The organism is Marinobacterium sp. xm-d-564 (assembly GCF_013283345.1).
Lineage (GTDB): Bacteria > Pseudomonadota > Gammaproteobacteria > Pseudomonadales > Balneatricaceae > Marinobacterium_E.
The window spans coordinates 150,984-169,121 of sequence record NZ_WBYO01000003.1; the positions used below are offsets into that span (position 1 = coordinate 150,984).

The 18,138-nt window shown below is 46.7% G+C and carries 15 protein-coding genes; 9 read left to right on the forward strand and 6 right to left on the reverse strand.

The annotated features are described in order from the left end of the window. Positions 1-166: 166 nt before the first annotated feature. From XMD564_RS04795 to XMD564_RS04810, 4 genes are read left to right on the forward strand one after another with little or no spacing between them, the layout of a single operon-like run. Entirely contained in the window at positions 167-2,917 is a 2,751-nt protein-coding gene (locus tag XMD564_RS04795) for a cache domain-containing protein (RefSeq protein WP_173507916.1), read from the forward strand. Between the two features lie 6 nt (positions 2,918-2,923). Next, the gene (locus tag XMD564_RS04800) at positions 2,924-3,622 is read left to right on the forward strand and encodes a response regulator transcription factor (protein ID WP_173507917.1); all 699 of its coding nucleotides are present in this window, start codon (positions 2,924-2,926) and stop codon (positions 3,620-3,622) included. Positions 3,623-3,660: 38 nt separating this feature from the next. Further along, a complete protein-coding gene (locus XMD564_RS04805) occupies positions 3,661-4,125 on the forward strand; it encodes a DMT family transporter (protein WP_173507918.1) in 465 nt (154 codons plus the stop codon). A gap of 38 nt (positions 4,126-4,163) precedes the next feature. After that, on the forward strand, positions 4,164-4,967 hold the full coding sequence (locus XMD564_RS04810) for an enoyl-CoA hydratase-related protein (RefSeq protein ID WP_173506209.1): 804 nt from the start codon (positions 4,164-4,166) through the stop codon (positions 4,965-4,967). A 165-nt stretch (positions 4,968-5,132) separates the two neighbouring features. Here the strand turns inward: XMD564_RS04810 and XMD564_RS04815 are convergent, their stop codons facing one another. Genes XMD564_RS04815 through XMD564_RS04840 form a run of 6 tightly spaced genes read right to left on the reverse strand, consistent with a single transcriptional unit; the run spans position 5,133 to position 12,586 of the window. Beyond that, positions 5,133-7,019: an AMP-binding protein gene (locus XMD564_RS04815; RefSeq protein WP_173506893.1), complete on the reverse strand. Its 1,887-nt coding sequence runs from the start codon at positions 7,017-7,019 to the stop codon at positions 5,133-5,135. A 41-nt stretch (positions 7,020-7,060) separates the two neighbouring features. Further along, positions 7,061-7,951: a 3-hydroxyisobutyrate dehydrogenase gene (mmsB, locus tag XMD564_RS04820; RefSeq protein WP_173481682.1), complete on the reverse strand. Its 891-nt coding sequence runs from the start codon at positions 7,949-7,951 to the stop codon at positions 7,061-7,063. Positions 7,952-7,989: 38 nt separating this feature from the next. Beyond that, positions 7,990-9,087, reverse strand: coding sequence for an enoyl-CoA hydratase/isomerase family protein (locus XMD564_RS04825; protein ID WP_173481683.1), 1,098 nt, complete (start codon positions 9,085-9,087; stop codon positions 7,990-7,992). Between the two features lie 10 nt (positions 9,088-9,097). Next, entirely contained in the window at positions 9,098-9,874 is a 777-nt protein-coding gene (locus tag XMD564_RS04830) for an enoyl-CoA hydratase (protein WP_173481684.1), read from the reverse strand. 18 nt (positions 9,875-9,892) lie between these two features. Continuing rightward, positions 9,893-11,050, reverse strand: a complete 1,158-nt coding sequence (locus tag XMD564_RS04835; protein WP_173481685.1) for an acyl-CoA dehydrogenase family protein — start codon at positions 11,048-11,050, stop codon at positions 9,893-9,895. Positions 11,051-11,092: 42 nt separating this feature from the next. Continuing rightward, entirely contained in the window at positions 11,093-12,586 is a 1,494-nt protein-coding gene (locus XMD564_RS04840; protein WP_173481808.1) for a CoA-acylating methylmalonate-semialdehyde dehydrogenase, read from the reverse strand. A gap of 257 nt (positions 12,587-12,843) precedes the next feature. On the opposite strand from XMD564_RS04840, the gene XMD564_RS04845 reads away from it, so the two are divergent. The 5 genes from XMD564_RS04845 to XMD564_RS04865 all read left to right on the forward strand — a co-directional run bounded on the left by XMD564_RS04845 (position 12,844) and on the right by XMD564_RS04865 (position 18,073). Continuing rightward, positions 12,844-13,617 carry an AraC family transcriptional regulator gene (locus tag XMD564_RS04845; protein ID WP_256368478.1) on the forward strand — a complete coding sequence of 258 codons (774 nt, stop codon included), beginning with the start codon at positions 12,844-12,846 and terminating at the stop codon, positions 13,615-13,617. A gap of 12 nt (positions 13,618-13,629) precedes the next feature. Further along, positions 13,630-14,025, forward strand: coding sequence for a GFA family protein (locus tag XMD564_RS04850; RefSeq protein ID WP_173481687.1), 396 nt, complete (start codon positions 13,630-13,632; stop codon positions 14,023-14,025). 83 nt (positions 14,026-14,108) lie between these two features. After that, positions 14,109-15,266 (forward strand): acyl-CoA dehydrogenase family protein, encoded by a 1,158-nt coding sequence (locus tag XMD564_RS04855; RefSeq protein WP_173481688.1) that lies wholly within the window; start codon positions 14,109-14,111, stop codon positions 15,264-15,266. Positions 15,267-15,269: 3 nt separating this feature from the next. Then, positions 15,270-16,373: a CaiB/BaiF CoA-transferase family protein gene (locus XMD564_RS04860; protein WP_173481689.1), complete on the forward strand. Its 1,104-nt coding sequence runs from the start codon at positions 15,270-15,272 to the stop codon at positions 16,371-16,373. A 44-nt stretch (positions 16,374-16,417) separates the two neighbouring features. Then, the gene (locus tag XMD564_RS04865; RefSeq protein ID WP_173507919.1) at positions 16,418-18,073 is read left to right on the forward strand and encodes an AMP-binding protein; all 1,656 of its coding nucleotides are present in this window, start codon (positions 16,418-16,420) and stop codon (positions 18,071-18,073) included. Positions 18,074-18,138: the final 65 nt, after the last annotated feature.

Consider the following 18,138-nt stretch of genomic DNA (forward strand, 5'->3'; position numbering starts at 1 on the left):
TGGGATTTAGTGAGTCCCTATTAAATATCTTAAGGTTTGCGCAGTTCTGACTAAATTCCACCGAAATGTGACTGATGCAGAAATTAGCTCCCATAACGAATAGACTAGGGAACCATGGAATTGTTCGCAGGTTCCCTAGCTTTTTTGGTGATGAATATTTGATTTCATGAAAAAGAATAAGATTCGAAATCGCTCCATACTGCTCATCTTAGCGATGCTTGGAATGACCTTTATTGGTATCTACAGCTACTCTGTGCCTCTTATTCGTGCGGAGGTGTACAAGATTGAGCGTAACTCTGCTCGTTTGGCGCTGGATAATGTCTATCAGCTGGCGGACAAGATGTTCTCGAGTGTCGATACTTATAGGCTACAGGCACTTGAATCACGTAAGGCCTCTTTGCGTACCATCGTTGATCTGGTGGGTGCCCAGTTAAGTCGCTCTGTTGTAGCAGGAGGCGATCCAAGAGCGATTATTAAACTGTTCGAACAGCTTCGATATGACGAAGAGGGTTATATCTGGATAGCCGATCGCAATGGTGTGCTCCTATCACACCCAAACCCAGAGTTAATTGGTAAGCCAATTTCCGATAGTTCTGATGGGCAGCTCGCTATACTCGCGAAAATACACCGTGAAGTAACCGAGAAAGGGGAAGCATTTATTAGCTATCCCTGGCAGTCAGTAGGAAGTGATACCTCATCCGAAAAACTATCCTTCATCCGTTTTTTTCCAGATCTTGGTGTCAGCATTGGTACCGGTGTTTTTATGGTTGATATTGAGCGGCAAGTCGTTGAGCGACGTGAGCAGCTGGTCAATGAGCTACGTGCGGCTCTCATGGAGATCAAAATTGCCAGAACCGGCTACATGTTTATTTTTGATTCGTCGGGTTATTTGGTTGCGCACCCTAACTCAAATATCGATAAGACGAATGCCACTAACCTAAAAAACCCCACCACGGGGCGGTCGATTATATTCGACCTGAAGTCAGTTGCGGACACTGGAGAAGAGCTTTTATATGCCTGGGACTCGCCGGCTGACCCGGGTAATTATGTGCATGAAAAGATCTCGCTTGTTCGCAAATTAGAAGGCCTCGACTGGTATATCTGTTCTTCTGTTTATGTGGATGAATTGCAAAGTAGCGCTTTCACTCTAAGTCAGCGAATACTCATGATCGCGCTTATCAGTATTCTTATAGCCGTCATTGTTGGCTCTTTTGCTATTGACCGAATTCTTTCGCCCCTTCGTCGCCTCGCATCCGCTGCCCAGCGTGTCAAAGATGGTGATTTTAGAGTTCGATCAGGTATTCAGAGTGATGATGAACTCGGTATTCTTGCCTCTACTTTTGACAGTATGGTCGCACGTATCGGGCATAGTGTGGATGCTCTTGGCCAAGAGGTTGTGCGCAAATCCAACATGGTCGAACAATTAGAGGAGCGGCAAACACTTATTCTGGACGCGCTCCCTGCTCAGGTTGCTTACTTAACTAGCGATCTACGTTTCCTTTTTGTTAACCGAGAATATGCAGCGTTTTATGGTTTGAACAAAGAGGGCATCATTGGGCGCAAATTAAGCGATGTTATCCCTGGTTCCATGCAGGTCGAAATTGCCTCTCACATTAATCGATGCCTCTCTGGTGAGGATGTTGTTTTTGAGTATGTATCAGAGGGGCCAAAAGGTGAGTTGATAACACGTCGTCGATTCATTCCTGAGTTCGATACTGCTGGAAACGTCGTTGGTATTTTCAATCTTTCTCTGGATATTACAGACGAGAAAAACTCAGAGCGACGAATGCTTGAAGCCTCGCGTATGACAGCGGCTGGCCAGTTGGCGGGGGGGTTGACCCATGACTTCAATAACTTGCTGACAGTCATTATCGGGAACCTTTTAGCAGCTAAAGATCATAATGAGTCGCAGAGTATTGAGGGTAATTTATCGCCTGCACTGAGAGCGGCCTATCGTGGCGCAGACATTATTCGTCGCTTGATGACCTTTGCTCGCGCACAGTCTCAAGAACTTGTTCTTGTGGGGGCCGCATCTGCAATTAATGGAGTGTCAGAGCTTATAAAAAGCTCTCTACCAGCATCGATAAATTTCAATGTTACTGGCAAATCTGACGCTTTAATTGAAGTGGATTTGGCTCAGTTTGAAAACGCACTGATTAACCTAGCACTAAATGCGCGCGATAGTATGCCCGACGGTGGCCAAATTGAGATTCGCGTGGTTAATAGTGCCAGCGCTTCCCCCAGAGGTTTTGATGAGGCCGTTGTTCCAGGGGAATATGTTCTAATTGAAGTAAAAGATTCCGGTACTGGATTTAGTCGTGACGCGATTCAGAGAGCATTTGAACCATTTTTCACTACCAAAAAAGGGCGTGGGTCAGGACTTGGTCTAAGTATGGTCTATGGCTTTGCAAAGCAGTCAAATGGTTACATTAGAATCCTGAATAATTCAGATATTGGTTCCACGATTTCTATTCTTTTGCCTAAAGCGAAGCAAAAGGACTCGGCGGTACATCAACTCTCTGCCGATGCCGAAAAATTAGCTCCAACTCTGATGGATGGACTTTTGTTGTTGGTGGAGGATGATCTTGATGTGCGCCAGGTAGTACGTGATCAATTGACATCAATAGGCTTAAGCGTGGTGGAGGCTTCAGACACTGATGAAGCGCTGTTACTTATAGATGCTATTCCAGATATACGCACACTAATCAGTGACATTGACCTTCCCGGGCGTTTCAATGGCATTGAGCTAGCTAATCATCTATGTGGTAATAGAGGTGTTGAACGTATTTTGTTGATGACGGGTAATGCTGAGTATGCAGTCGAACATTCAACAGCTGCCTGCTACGAAATTTTACTTAAGCCATTTACACGAGAACAGATTGTGACTGCCCTTAATCGGACGGTGGCAAGAGGATAACGAGATATGGAAAAGAATCTGATCTACGTGGTCGATGATGAGTCAGATATTTGTGATCTGATTCAAACAGAACTAGAGAGGTTCGGTTATCAGGTAGCGACCTTTAATACTGGAGCTGCAATTCTTAAAGGGCTAAAGCAGCAGCGGCCAGAGCTCTGTGTTGTCGATTTAGGTCTGCCAGATATGGACGGTCTGACTCTTGTCGGAGAGATGGTGAATCAGTTCAATGTTGGGGTGCTAATTCTGTCGGGCAGAGGCAGTCTTCCCGATCGTGTACTTGGGCTAGAGCTGGGTGCAGATGATTATCTTACTAAGCCATTTGAGCCGCGTGAGTTGGTCGCAAGGGTCAAGAGTCTATTGCGTCGAATCCATCGTGACGATGTGGTTAATGCAGTGCGTATAGCTCGCTTTTCAGGCTGGAGTTTTGATTTAGATTCGTTAATCCTCACCTCGCAAACGGGTGAGGAGACGATTTTAAGCACAGCCGAGGCCAACATGCTCGTTTCGTTTTTGAAAGCGCCCAAAAAGATCTTAACGCGTGATCAGCTTCTAGGTGATCAGATTATTCCTTATGATCGAAGTATCGATTCGCGTATGTCCAGATTGCGCAAAAAAGTCGAAGAGAACGTTAAAGATCCTAAAATCATTAAGACGGTATACGGTGCAGGATACATGTTGACTGCTGATGTCGACTGGGAATCCTGACCCCTATTTGAACAAGCTGAGTTGTTGGAAACATATCTATGAACAATCCTCTTGTGTATGCGCTAGTAATGCTACTTGCCGGTATTGGAATTCCGACTATGGCAACCTTAAATGGTGGCTTAGGTGGTCGTCTAATGAGTTCATCATTGGCTACTGCAATGGCGCTTGCATTAGGTTTTACATCAGTTGCAGTTTACTTGCTCGTAACAGAGGGCTTCCCGAGTAAATTTGTTGCAGATGATCTACCCATCTATTTCTACTTGGGTGGTTTTTGCGTTGCTTTTTACGTCATCAGCGTAACCTGGATTGTTCCTCGATTTGGCGTCTCTAATGCTATCGCTTTTGCGTTGCTTGGACAGCTAATAGCGATGAGCGCAATTGATCACTTTGGGCTATTCGGTGCGCAGCAATATGTTATTACCCTTAAGCGAATCGCTGGACTGCTGATAATGGCGTTGGGTATCTATTTAGTATTAGATAAGTCTGTTGCAAACAATCATTAAGACCTTCAATCAAAGCATTTTTATATTCGAGGTATAGAGTGACCATACCAATTTTAAAAGACGCTCTTATTCGCAAAGAAGGAAGAGTCGCTATTTTAACCATGAACCGCGACGATGTTCGAAATGCATTGACGGGGACAAATCTGGTTGAAGATATCCTTGCAACAGTTGAGTGGATTAATCGTGAATCGGAGATTTCTGTACTCATCATTACTGGAGCTGGTTCCTCATTCAGTGCGGGCGGTAATGTTCATGATATGGCTAATCGGGAAGCAGATTTTGCTGGTGATGTTGCGGAATGTGCAACGCGTTATAGGCATGGCATTCAACGGTTACCGGTGGCACTGCAATCATTAGAGGTACCAATAATAGCAGCAGTGAATGGTGCTGCAATTGGTGCAGGATTTGATCTGGCAAATATGGCCGATGTGAGACTTGCTTCAGAACACGCAAAATTTGGTGAAACATTTCTCAATTTGGGAATTATTCCTGGAGATGGAGGGGCTTGGTTTCTGCAGCGACTAATCGGTTATCAACGTGCCTTTGAATTGACTCTGACGGGCAGAGTAATCGATGCGATAGAGGCAAAAGAACTCGGAGTTGTACTGGAGGTTGTTCCAGATGATCAGCTTTTAAACGCATCATTGGAATTGGCAAACCGCATTGCGGCACAACCGCCAAAAGCAACGCGCCTAACTAAAAGGTTGATGAAAATGGCGCAGCGTATGGAGTTAAAAGACTTTCTCGATCTGTGTGCCTGTTTTCAAGGAATGTGTCATAACGAACCAGAACACCTTGACGCAGTACATCGATTACTGGAGTCGCTATCGAAAGCTAAGTGAATTTAAGTGCACCCTCGCTACAGCCTAAGTGGTCTCGAAAGGTCAAGCAGCAAAAACTGAGGCGTTTAATTTGATGTGTAGTAAAAGGCAATTTGTCTTTATTGATAAATTGCCATTTACACTGTTTATGCCAGCAGCTTTGGAAGTTACTAATTTATTGAGTTTTTATAAGCCTGCTTTAGATAATACCTGTTGGACTTCATCTAAAATCAGAGGGTCATCTATAGTTGAAGGCATCACGTATTCCTCTTTAGCAGCTATCTTACGAAGAACTGCTCGCAGCACTTTGCCTGATCTTGTTTTAGGTAGACGTTGGACTACAAAAGCTTGTTTGAAACACGCAACAGCTCCAACTTGGTCTCTAACCATATTAACTAGTTGAGTGACTAAATCTTCTTCAGAGATATTCTCGCCTGCTTTAAGCACAACTAGCCCAAGAGGGACTTGCCCTTTTAGCTCATCTGGCACTCCGATAACGGCACACTCTGCTATAGCATTGTGGGCTGAAAGAATCTCCTCCATCTCACCAGTTGAAAGACGGTGACCAGATACGTTGATTACGTCATCGGTTCTACCTGTAATGTAGATATATCCATCTTCATCGATATAACCGCCGTCGCCTGTGTGGTAAAAGCCTGGAAAGCTTTCCAAGTATGAAGAGCGATATCGTTCGTTATTGTTCCAGATGCTCCAGGCCACTCCTGGTGGCATGGGGAGGGAGACACAAATATTGCCTGCATTACCTCTCTCGACCTCGACTCCTTCATCATCGAGAACACGGATGTCATAGCCGGGAATTGGTTTGTTAGTCGAACCTAGTCGCTCTTTTGAGGGGCTCTCCCAACCCATCATGGGTGCGGTCATTGGCCAGCCGGTTTCAGTCTGCCACCAGTGATCCAATATAGGAACATTTAGCAATTCATCTAGCCAGCCGTAGGTCGACGAATCAAGTTTTTCACCTGCAACAAATACCCATTTAAGTGAGCTGAGGTCGTACTGATTGGCGAGACTGCCGCTCGGATCCTCTTTTCGAATGGCGCGGAAGGCGGTCGGTGCACAGAACATAGAGTTGACGCCGTACTCCGCAATCACACGCCAGAATGTGCCGGCGTCTGGCGTTTTAATTGGTTTACCCTCAAAAAAGATTGCTGAGCACCCCCCCATTAACGGGCCGTATACTATAAATGAGTGACCCACGACCCAGCCAATATCTGAAGCGCCCCACCAAACATCGCCTGCCTGCATCCCGTAGACGTTGTTTAGGGCATAACTCAGTGCAACAGCATGGCCACCGTTATCGCGCACTATCCCTTTGGGCTGACCTGTAGTGCCTGAGGTGTAGAGTATATAAAGTGGATCTGAACCTTTGACGACGACACACTCTGCAGGTTCAGCATCTTTTTGAAATTCTTGCCAGTCTAGATCCCATGGCTTGTCGAGTTCCGCAGATAGCATGGGGCGCTGACAAACGACAGTGTTCTGTGGTTTGTGAGTCGCTAAGTCAATCGCTTGATCGACTAACGGTTTATAGGCGATTTGTTTGTCGAATTCGATGCCGCATGATGCGGTAAGTATCATCTTGGGGTTTGCGTCGTCTATTCGGATAGCCATCTCGTGTGGGGCGAAACCACCGAACACGACCGAGTGCACTGCTCCTAGGCGTGCGCAGGCGAGCATCGCGACTGCCGCTTCTGGGATCATCGGCATGTAGATCAGCACCGTATCACCCTTCTTAACACCGCGTGCTTTGAGTGCACCGGCGAACCGCTGTACTCGAGTTAAAAGATCTGAGTAGGTGATCTCCTCTTTGGTATTACTAACCGGTGAGTCGTAGTAGAGAGCGACCTGATCTTGGCGGCCAGCGGCTACATGACGATCTAGAGCTAGATAACAGCTATTCAGTTCGCCATCGGGATACCAGCTGTAGGTACCAAAATCTGTTTTGCTAAGTGTCGTGCTTGGTGCTTTGAACCAATCGATGCGACTCGCCTGAGACGCCCAATAAGCTTGCGGATCTTGAAAAGCTGCGCTGTATTCGTTGTCGTATCTCATAACCTTCCACTTATATTTATTGTTGATAGTGAGTTAAGTCGTTACTGATCTTGATAGAGTTTTAAGATGCTAGAGAAGTCCAGTCCGCCATTACCTTTGCTTTTGTGTAGCATGAATAATGAGCGAGCTGCGGCACCCATTGGTGTAGGAGATGCACTCTGCTGACTCACATCCATTGCGAGCCCGAGGTCTTTGAACATCAGATCAACCTGAAAGCCGCCTTGATAGTTGTTGGACGATGGGACATTTGGCATTACGCCAGGAACTGGGTTGTATACTTGTAGAGCCCAGTTGTTGCCAGAACTCTGTTTCATGATTTCTGAGAGAACAGCTGGGTCTAGCCCATTTTTCATTCCCATATTGAGGGCTTCTGCAGTGCCAGTCATCAGTATTCCAAGCATCATGTTGTTACAGCATTTGGCGATTTGTCCTGCGCCACTATCGCCCGCGCGGAATATATTTTTGCCCATTCCTTGGAGAATCGGTTCGGCTTTAGCGAAAAGGTTTTCACTCGCACCTACCATAAATGCCAACGTGCCAGCAGTTGCAGCACCAACACCACCTGATACAGGCGCATCGATGAAGTCGATGCCTCGAGAGGCCCCTGCTGCAGCGACACGCTTGGCGGTCTCAGCGTCGATAGTTGAACTGTCGATCAACAGAGCTCCTGCCTCAACTGCATCAAATAGTGGTTGATCGCCCGTTACGTAAAGGCTCTCAACGTGCTTGCCGGCTGGAAGCATGGTGATTACAAACTCGGCACCTTTCACTGCCTCATAAGCTGAAGTGGTAGCTACTGCGCCGGCCTCTTCAGCTTGTGTAATAGCGGCACTGTTGAGGTCAAAAACCCTTACCATGTGGCCCGCTTTAACTAGATTAGCCACCATTGGGCAACCCATATTGCCTAAGCCAATAAATCCAATTGTTGCCATTTGTATTTCCTCTGTTTTTATTTTTAATGTGCTCAAGTTTAGAGCGAAGCGAGTGGGTTCTCGCTCCAGGGTGACTCGAAAAACTGCGCTACAAAGTTGCTATTAACATCTTGCACGGTTTTATAGATCCAATCAGGACTACCATCTTTATCGATCAAAAGCGCTCGGACTCCCTCGGGGAGCTCGCGATTACGACAGCACTGCACCGAAAGCACCAGTTCGGCCATAAATACCTCTTTAAGGGATAGGTGGCGAGAGCGCTGGAGTTGCTCTGCGATAATGTGTACTGAGAGAGGTGAACCATGAGAGATCGCTTTTTTCGAACGTTGAATCCATGGATCATCGCTTTCCAGTTCGTGCATCGCAGACATAAGGTCGGACAGTGAATCTTGGTCGGTGATCTGCTGGATAAATGCAAAGTGATTCTGAATAGGAGAGTCAGCCCGGAAACTGTCAGTAGAGTTCTGTTCAAACGCACGAAGCACCTGCGTCACTTTGGTGTAGGCATCGCCGCTCCAGTCGCTAGCTTGTAGCTGGGCCACCATTTCCCCATATTTACCCGCGTCGACGAAACGATCCGCAAGGCCTAAAAAGATAGCATCGGCTGCATAAATAGGGTTGCCGGTTAAGCCAAGGAACAGACCGGTTCGTCCTGGCATACGGTTGAGGAAGAAGCTTCCTCCAACATCAGGGTACAAACCAATGGTGACTTCCGGCATAGCAAGGTGTGACGTCTGAGTCACTACTCGGTGGCTACAGCCATTCATCAGTCCCATGCCTCCACCCATAACGATGCCGCTGGCCCAACATATGATTGGTTTGGGGTAGGTGTGGATCTGATAGTCGAGCTGGTACTCACGTGTGAAGTAGTTTTCAGGGAAGTTCGGCTGTTCACCTGATGTGATTGACTTGTAGAGTCCGACTACATCACCACCTGCACAGAAGGCTTTCTCGCCAGCACTCGTAAGGAGGACTGCTTTCACGCGTTCGTCGTTTGCCGCTGCGGTCAGGCGCGGTTGAATCAGCTCAATCATCTCCAGGGTTAACGCGTTTAGCGACCTTTCTGAATTGAGTGAAATTTCCAGGATAAGGTGGTTATCCTGGGTCGCGTGTTCGGTAAATAGTACGCAACTCATAATGATGCCCTTAGCAGTTTTTCCAGTTTGGCTTACGTTTTTCGAGGAAAGCATTTACGCCTTCCTTCTGGTCCTCAGAGTGGAATAGATCGACAAAAAGTTCACGCTCAAGCATATAGCCTGCATTCCAGTGATGTTTTCGGTTGTTTTGAATAAGTAGCTTACAGCTTGCAATAGACATTGGGCTCTGTTGATCCGCTTGTTTGGCCAGCTCCATAGCACGGTTGAATGATTCACCGGTTGCAACAAGCTCTTCAACTAAACCGATCTCTTTTGCTTTAGTAGCGTTTACGCGTTCGCCAAGGAGAATCATGCGCTTGGCCCAGCCTTCTCCAACCAGCATGGTTAAATTTTGAGTGCCGCCTGCACAGGGAAGTAGGCCAACTTTTGCCTCAGGTAAAGCTAATTGAGCCTGCTCTTCTGCAACACGGATATCACAAGCGAGAGCGACTTCTAAGCCCCCTCCCATAGCAAATCCATTTACAGCAGCGATAGATACGCCCCTAAAATTAGATAAAGCTTCAAATGCTTCTCCAAAATAACGTCCCATATCACGTGCTGTAGCGCGATCGCCGTCTGCAAACATATTTAGGTCTGCACCTGCACTGAAGAATTTATCGCTATCTGATTTCAAAACTAATGAAAAAATATTTCGATCTTCATTCAGTTCATTCACTAATGAAATAAGCCCTTTTAGACTCTCCTCTGTCCAAGTGTTAGCTGGAGGATTGTTCATTGTGATGATGGCTGTATGGCCTTGTTTTTCGAGTAGAAGTGTATCTGTCATGCTGTCTCCTATTTGTGATCAAAGAATTTTGGCGCAATCTTGCATTAGTGCGCGTCTAGCAATGATCAAACGCATTATTTCATTAGTCCCTTCAAGAATACGGTGTACACGGTTATCACGCAGATAACGCTCCATTGGGTATTCTTTGATGTAGCCGTTGCCTCCAAATATCTGCAGTGCTTCATCGGCGATGTTATAACCTGCATCCGTGGCAAACTGCTTCGCCATAGCGCAATAAACAGTTCGATCGGGATGTCCAGCATCTAGACGGCTAGCTGCCATACGTATCATCTGGCGAGCAGCTACTAACTGGGTCGTCATATCAGCTATTTTGAATTGCAGAGCTTGAAAATTGCTTAGGGTTTTTCCAAACTGACTGCGGTCGAGCATATAGTCGCGAGCACGTTGAAGTGCCGCTTGAGCAGTACCTATCGAGCAGGCCCCGATATTTATGCGTCCACCATCCAACCCCTTCATCGCTATCTTGAATCCATCGCCTTCGGCTCCAAGAATGGCAGAGGCAGGTACACGTACATCGTCAAAGGTGATCATTCGTGTTGGCTGACTATTCCACCCCATTTTTTGTTCTTTACGTCCGTAGCTAATACCCGGTAGTTTGGCATCTACCACAAATGCAGAGATGCCTTTCGCGCCAGCTTCACCAGTACGGGCCATAACGACTAGGACATCAGTTGAACCAGCTCCAGATATAAAGATTTTGCTGCCGTTGATTACGTAGCCATCACCATCGCGACGAGCAGTGGTTTTGAGGGAAGCTGCATCTGATCCCGCGTTGGGCTCTGTCAAACAGTAAGATGCGAATTGTTCACCAGCGGTTAGTTTTGGACACCAATCCATACGAGTATCGCTGTTGCCAAATTCCGCGATCATCCAAGTCGACATATTATGGATGGTGATGTAAGCAGTAGTTGAAGTGCAACCCATGGCTAGCTCTTCAAAGATGATACTAGCGTCAAGGCGGCTAAGACCTAGACCGCCAACATCTTCTGATGCGTAGAGTCCACAAAATCCAAGCTCTCCCGCTTTTTTAAGCGTATCAACCGGAAATATCTGCTCTTCGTCCCACATGGCCGCGTGAGGTTCGAGTTCTTTCTGTGCAAAACTGCGAGCCATATCTGCAAAAGCAATTTGGTCTTCGTTTAGTTCAAAATCCATACACTTTTCCTTTGTTATCTTTATCTGTTAGAAGTGGATGACTTACTTTAGCTGAATAGTAGTGTTTACCCCAGTATCGATATCCTCTTCAAACCAGCGTGCTGTTACTGTTTTGGTTTCGGTGTAGAACTTAACTGCCTGTTTCCCGTAAGCGTGCTGATCGCCGTAGAAAGATTTGCGCCATCCAGTAAAAGAGAACATTGGAAGCGGTACAGGTACAGGTACGTTAATGCCAACCTGACCAACCTTGATTTCATGCTGGTATTTACGCGCGACAGCTCCAGATGATGTAAAGATCGATGTTCCATTACCGTATGGATTTGCATTGATTAACTCAATAGCATCTTCGAGAGAATCCAACTCGATGGCGCAAAGTACAGGACCAAAGATCTCCTCTTGGTATATAGACATGTCAGTAGTTACACCGCTAAAAAGTGTCGGACCCACCCAGTTACCGTCAGGAAAGCCTTCAACTTGGCAGTCAGTACCATCAAGCAGACAATTTGCCCCCGAGTCTTTGCCTTGCTGAATAAAATTGAGAACACGCTGGCGTGCTGCTGGGTTGATTAGAGGACCGTATCCAGCTTCGGGGTCATTCCATGCGCCAGGGCGAACCTTCTTCATAGCTTCGCGCAACTCAGGAATCCACTCTTTAGCACTGCCTACAAATAGTGCGACAGATATGGCCATACAGCGTTGTCCGCCTGCACCTACAGAGGCGCCTACTAAATTGTTAATAACCTGGTTTTTCGAAGCGTCAGGCATTATCACCATGTGGTTTTTTGCTCCGGCGAACGCTTGCACGCGTTTTAGGTGTTCGGTACCTGTGCGGTAGATATGTTCACCAACTGCAACAGATCCTACGAAAGATATAGCAGGCGTGTCCTTGTGAGTGAGTAGTTGATCAACAACTTCTTTGGTGCCATGGACTACCTGGAGTAGGCCAGCTGGTGCACCAGCCTCGATAAACAACTCCGCGAGACGCATAGGTGTCAACGGGTCCTGTTCTGATGGCTTAAGTACAAATGTATTTCCGCATGCAATAGCCATGGGGAACATCCAAAGAGGAATCATTGCGGGGAAGTTGAATGGGGTAATGCCTACACAGACACCTAAAGGCTGAGTAATACTATAACAATCGATCTTGCGAGCTACGTTTTCAACAGTTTCGCCCATAGACAATGACGCGATGTTACAGGCATGTTCTACGACTTCAATTCCACGCCATACATCACCCTTAGCATCTTCAAACGTTTTGCCAGTTTCGCTTGATAGTAGGGTGGCAATCTCATCATGATGCTCTTTCAAAAGCGCCTGATAGCGAAGCATTAAGCGGGCACGTTCGCCGACGGGTGTCTCTTTCCAGGTTTCAAATGCTTTCTTAGCTGAGTCGATAGCTTGATCAACTTCTGCTTCAGTAGCGCAAGGTACCTCTGCGATAACATTTTGTGTAGCAGGATCGGTAACTGGAATGAATTTGTCTGATTGGCTTTGAACCATCTGGCCATCAATAAGTAAAGGAACACGAACAGTCATGAGAAACTCCTGATATATATTACTTTTGTATTTCGCTTACATTTGTAGCACCGTTTTAAGTGGAATGAGATTGATAATCTTGTTTAGTTGATGGACTATATTGCGATAACAATTAATTCATTAGTAGAAGATTCATAAAAATGAGCAGACCCTCCAATTGGCCTCTACCTCCTGAAAGTGTTCGCTATTTGGTCCCAAAAGCCCTTTATAAGGAACTCTCAAATAATCCACTCAGTTGCGATCTATTCCCTAAAGCGATGGGATATTATTGCCACGCTAAAGGGCACATGATGGAACGATTGATACACGATGATTATTTGATGATTTACTGTATCCAGGGGGAGGGGGTTGTTAGTGCAAGTGGTCATTCAAGCTCAGTAAAAATGGGAGATGTATTAATAGTCCCGTCGGGCTTATCACATCGTTACACTTCGTCTCTAGCTTCTCCGTGGACAATTTATTGGGTTCACTTCGAGGGAGCGCTAGTGAAAAAATTTTGCAGTAACACTCAAGTTGAACGGTCGCCTGGAGGGTTTTATTTAAAAAATATTGGTTTTCATCCGCAGTTAACTGGTAGTTTTGATGCCTTATTGAGTTGCCGCTACTCTGCCCATGATTTGACAGTTCATATCTTTTCGGCAAGCTTGCTTCGTCAAATTTTGTCACATGTTGCGTTTCTTAAGCCGCCTGAACAGTTGCGTCGCCAACGAGAGAGTTTGGACTTAGATAGCCTTCATACACTCATGCAAACGCACCTCCATGAACAGATAGACTTAGATACTTTGGCAGCCAGTGTGAATTTGTCGAAGTACCATTTTGTGAAGCGCTACAGAGCTATTACTGGCACAACACCGATTAATCGCTTCATTCAACTTAAAATAGAGCGCGCTTGCTACTTGCTCGATACCACTGCTATGGAAATAAAGGAGATCGCATTTGAGGTAGGTTATGAGGATGCTTACTACTTTTCGCGTATCTTTCGAAAGCAGATTGGGATTTCACCTAGCCAATATCGCAAGGCTCTGACTTAAAGGAATCTAAGCATGCCTAAATACCAAGCACGCTGTAGTTGTGGACAGTTAAACGCTGTAGTTCAGGCTGATCCATTACAAGTTTTTGTCTGTCACTGCTTCGATTGTCAGCGAAGGACCGGGAGTGCCTTTGGCCATCAGGCACTGTTTGAACAGGAGTCTGTTCATATTGAAGGCGAATCAAGGGAGTACACACAGATCGGGGACGAGGGGTTTAGTGTAACGTTTAATTTTTGTCCTTGCTGCGGGAGTCAGGTTTGGTATCGCGCCGAGCGTGCTAAAGGCATGATCGGTATACCTATTGGTGCTTTTGCTGATGCTGATTTCCCAGCACCGCGTACCTCAATTTATGAGTCGCGCAAACACCCATGGGTTGAATTAGTTGGTGATGTTAAAAGACTGCCTTAATTAACTAGAAACTGAAGAAAAGGGTTTACTAGTAATTCAGATTCGGATATTAATAAGGGAAAACCCCTACAGGAGTTCCCGTAATGAATCTGCAATTGAGTGAAGAACAGCTTCTGATACAAGAGACTGCAAAGCGTATTGCCGAGTCCCAGATAGCAGATGTTGCCGCTGATCTTGATCGCACAAAAGAGATCTCCCCGCTACTAGCGAATTGCAAGTCATTAGCTGAGTTAGGTTTCATGGGGCTGAATATTGACTCTAAGTATGGAGGTACTGAAGCGGGGACTGTTGCATTTAGTCTTGCTCTAACTGAAATAGGTCGCGCTTGTGCTTCAACTGCTGTCACCATGTCTGTAACTAATATGGTTGCGGAAGTTATTCAGGCGGTTGGTAACGAAGAGCAAAAAAATCACTATCTACCTAAAATCTGCTCTGGGGAATACAAAGCGGGTAGTTTCTGTCTAACGGAGGCAGGAGCTGGTTCAGACCCTGCATCTATGCGCACGAAAGCGGAGCGGGTCGAAGGTGGTTTCTCAATCTCAGGTACCAAACAGTGGATTACCAGTGCACAGTTCGCTGGTGTATTTGTTGTTTGGGCTGTCACCGATCCAAATGCACCCAAGGGTAAGGGTATCTCATGCTTTTTGGTGGATGCTGATCTCGCTGGAATCAGCATCGGCCCTGCCGAACATAAGATGGGGCAACAGGGATCAGCAACTAACGAAGTACACTTCGATCAGGTTTTTGTGAAGGAATCGGCTCTGCTGGGAAAACTTAATGATGGCTTTAGGATTGCTGTTGCTGAGTTGGCTGGTGGGCGAATCGGTGTGGGCTCTCTCGCATTGGGTATTGGGCAAGCTGCGATGGATTACGCATCGCGATATGTTACTGAGCGTCAACAATTCGGAAAAGCGATTGCCGATTTTCAGGGCATACAGTGGATGATGGCTGATCGTTATACTGAGCTTGAAGCAGCCCGACTTTTACTGATGTCAGCGGCAGATCGAAAGGATCGCGGTATGAGCTTTGCCAAAGAGGCCTCTATGGCGAAACTATTTTCTACCGAGAAGGCGAATGCTGCTTGTTACACCGCGCTTCAGCTCTTAGGTGGATACGGCTACATGCGGGAGTTTCCGCTCGAGCGGTTCAGTCGAGATGCTCGAATCACCACGATTTACGAAGGGACTAGTGAAATTCAGCGGGTCATCATTTCGCGCGAAATTTTGCGTGAATTAGGTTAGTCGATGAAACCCTTAACAGGATTAAAAATACTCGATTTTTCGACACTCTTGCCAGGGCCATATGCCACTATGTTGCTCGCGGATTTGGGGGGGGATGTCATTCGCATCGAGTCCCCTGATAAGCCAGATATTGTGCGTGATCTTGAGCCCCAAATAGAGGGGCAGTCTGCTGCATTTCGTTACCTCAATCGAGGTAAAAGGTCGTTAGCGTTAGACCTAAAAAATCCTAATTCGATAGAGATAGTTCATAAGCTTCTGGAAGAATTCGATATTGTAGTTGAGCAGTTCAGGCCTGGTGTAATGGCCAAGTTGGGACTAGGGTACGAACAACTTAAACAATACAAACCTGATTTGATCTACTGCTCAATCACTGGTTATGGCCAAGATGGGGAGTATGCCGATCGGGCTGGCCATGACATCAACTATTTAGCACTTGCAGGTATATCAAGTCATACAGGACGTGTCAGCAGTGGCCCTTGCTTAAGTGGCCTACAGATGGCTGACCTAGCTGGCGGTTCTCAACCCGCAGTGATTGGTATTTTGAGTGCGGTTATTCATCGCACCCGCACGGGGGAGGGTGCTCACATCGATATTTCGATGGCGGATAATTGTCTTGCGCTTCAGCCCTTGTTGGCGCCCGGTCAGTTAAATGGTGCGTCCGACGAAGGGCTGGAGACGCACTTTCTAAACGGTGGTGGCTTTTACGATTACTACCCCACGCGCGACGGGCGATATATGGCTATTGGTAGCCTTGAGCCCAAGTTTAAGCAACAGCTACTAGAGCAATTAAATATTTCTGAGCTGGGTGCTTTGGATGACTGTACTCTCAAAGATAAGCTGCAAGAGCGTTTTTTATCGGCAGATCAAAGTTACTGGATCGAGAAATTTGCCGCAGCTGATGCCTGTGTTGAGCCTGTACTCAGTATAAAACAGGCGGCAGAGCACCCCTTGTTCAAATCGCGAGACATGGTGGCCCATAGCAATGGCGCAGAGCTTCAAGTAGCCCCCGCCATTCGTTTTAACGGCCATTCGAATCCGTTGCCAAAGCCTGCACCGCTGTTAGGTTGCGACAACAATGAGATTTTAAAACAACTAGAGCTCTTGTAGCTCTTAGGTAGTAAAAAACAATAAAAATAGTTTAAGGAGCGAAAATGAGCGCACAAAACTACCAGAAATTCTACGACCAGTTTAGCGTTGAATCAGTTGAACAGGAGATGTTAGGTACGCTAGAGAAAGGCTTTAACGTCTGTGAAGAGATGATCGATAAGTGGTGCTCTGATCCTACCGCCGTTGCCCTTAGGCATGAGTCGGTGAATGGAACTTCATCCGCTTATACCTTTGTGGAGCTGCGTGACAGAGCTGCGCAGTTCGCCAACTATTTGACCTCGCAGGGTATTGGTCAGGGTGATCGAGTTTCTGCACTCCTGCCTCGTTCAGCGGAATTGATGGTAGTGATTCTCGGTACTCTTCGAGTTGGAGGTGTCTATCAGCCGCTCTTCACTGCTTTTGGTTCAGGAGCCATCGAATATCGAGTGCAGCAAGCGGATACGCGGTTGATCGTGACAGATCCTGCAAATCGCTCAAAACTGGATGATGTCGAAGGTTGCCCAGCGGTGCTGTTAGTTAACGCGGCTCAAGCTCCGGAGCAATATGCTCAAGAGCCTGATTTCGTTACGTCTGTATATAATCAGTCCACTGAGTTTGTCCCCGTGCGTGTGGGTAAAGATGAGCCTTTTCTGCAGATGTTTACCTCGGGTACTGTAGGCAAATCTAAGGGGGTTGCAGTACCTACGAGAGCGATACTCTCTTTCTACGTCTATATGCGCTATGCCATTGGCTTGGTGCCCGAAGATAAGTTTTGGAACGTAGCCGATCCGGGCTGGGCCTACGGTCTCTATTACGCTGTTGTAGGCCCCTTACTCTTAGGAAACACTACTCATTTCTGCGAGGCTGGCTTTACACCTGAAACCACCTATCAGATGCTTCGTAAATATGGGATCACCAACTTAGCTGCGGCTCCTACGGCTTATCGTATGTTGATGGCAAATGATGATCAATTAGGGGCGGATGAACGCTTCAACCTTCGACTTGCGAGCAGCGCGGGTGAACCGCTTAACCCCGAAGTTATCTCCTGGGTTAAACGTCGCTTGGGGTGCCCTGTGATGGATCACTATGGTCAGACAGAGACAGGGATGACCGCATGTAACCACCATGCATTGGAACAGTCGGTTGTTCGCGTGGGTTCGATGGGCTTTTCAATGCCCGGGCATAGAGTCGTCGCTCTAGATGCTGATTTCAATGAAGTGAATGAGGGCGAGCAGGGGCAGTTGGCGGTTGATATATCTAACTCTCCCCTCTTCTTCTTTCCAGGATACACCTGGCAGGAGAAAGAGCCCTATCATGGTAACTACTATCTCACGGGTGATGTGGTACTCAGTCACGGCGATGGAAGTTTCTCGTTTACTGGTCGAGATGATGACATTATTACTACCGCAGGGTATCGCGTCGGACCGGCTGATGTGGAGAGTACGTTACTAGAGCATGATTCGGTCGCGGAATCTGGTGTGGTGGGTAAACCCGATCAGAAGCGTGGTGCAATTATTAAGGCGTATGTTGTGATTAAATCTGGTTTTGCGCCGACAGAAGAGCTTGCGGAGACACTGCAGACTCATGTCCGTAGTCGTCTTTCAACTCATGCTTTTCCAAGAGAAATCGAGTTTGTTGACGAGCTGCCTAAGACACCAAGCGGTAAGATACAGCGTTTTGTGCTCCGCAATCGAGCTCGCGACGAGGTTGACGCTTACTAAGGGTGAGTCATTAGATTTTTGGGAATTATCTCCTAGGGGCTCTTCCTTTAATCAAGTTTATACGA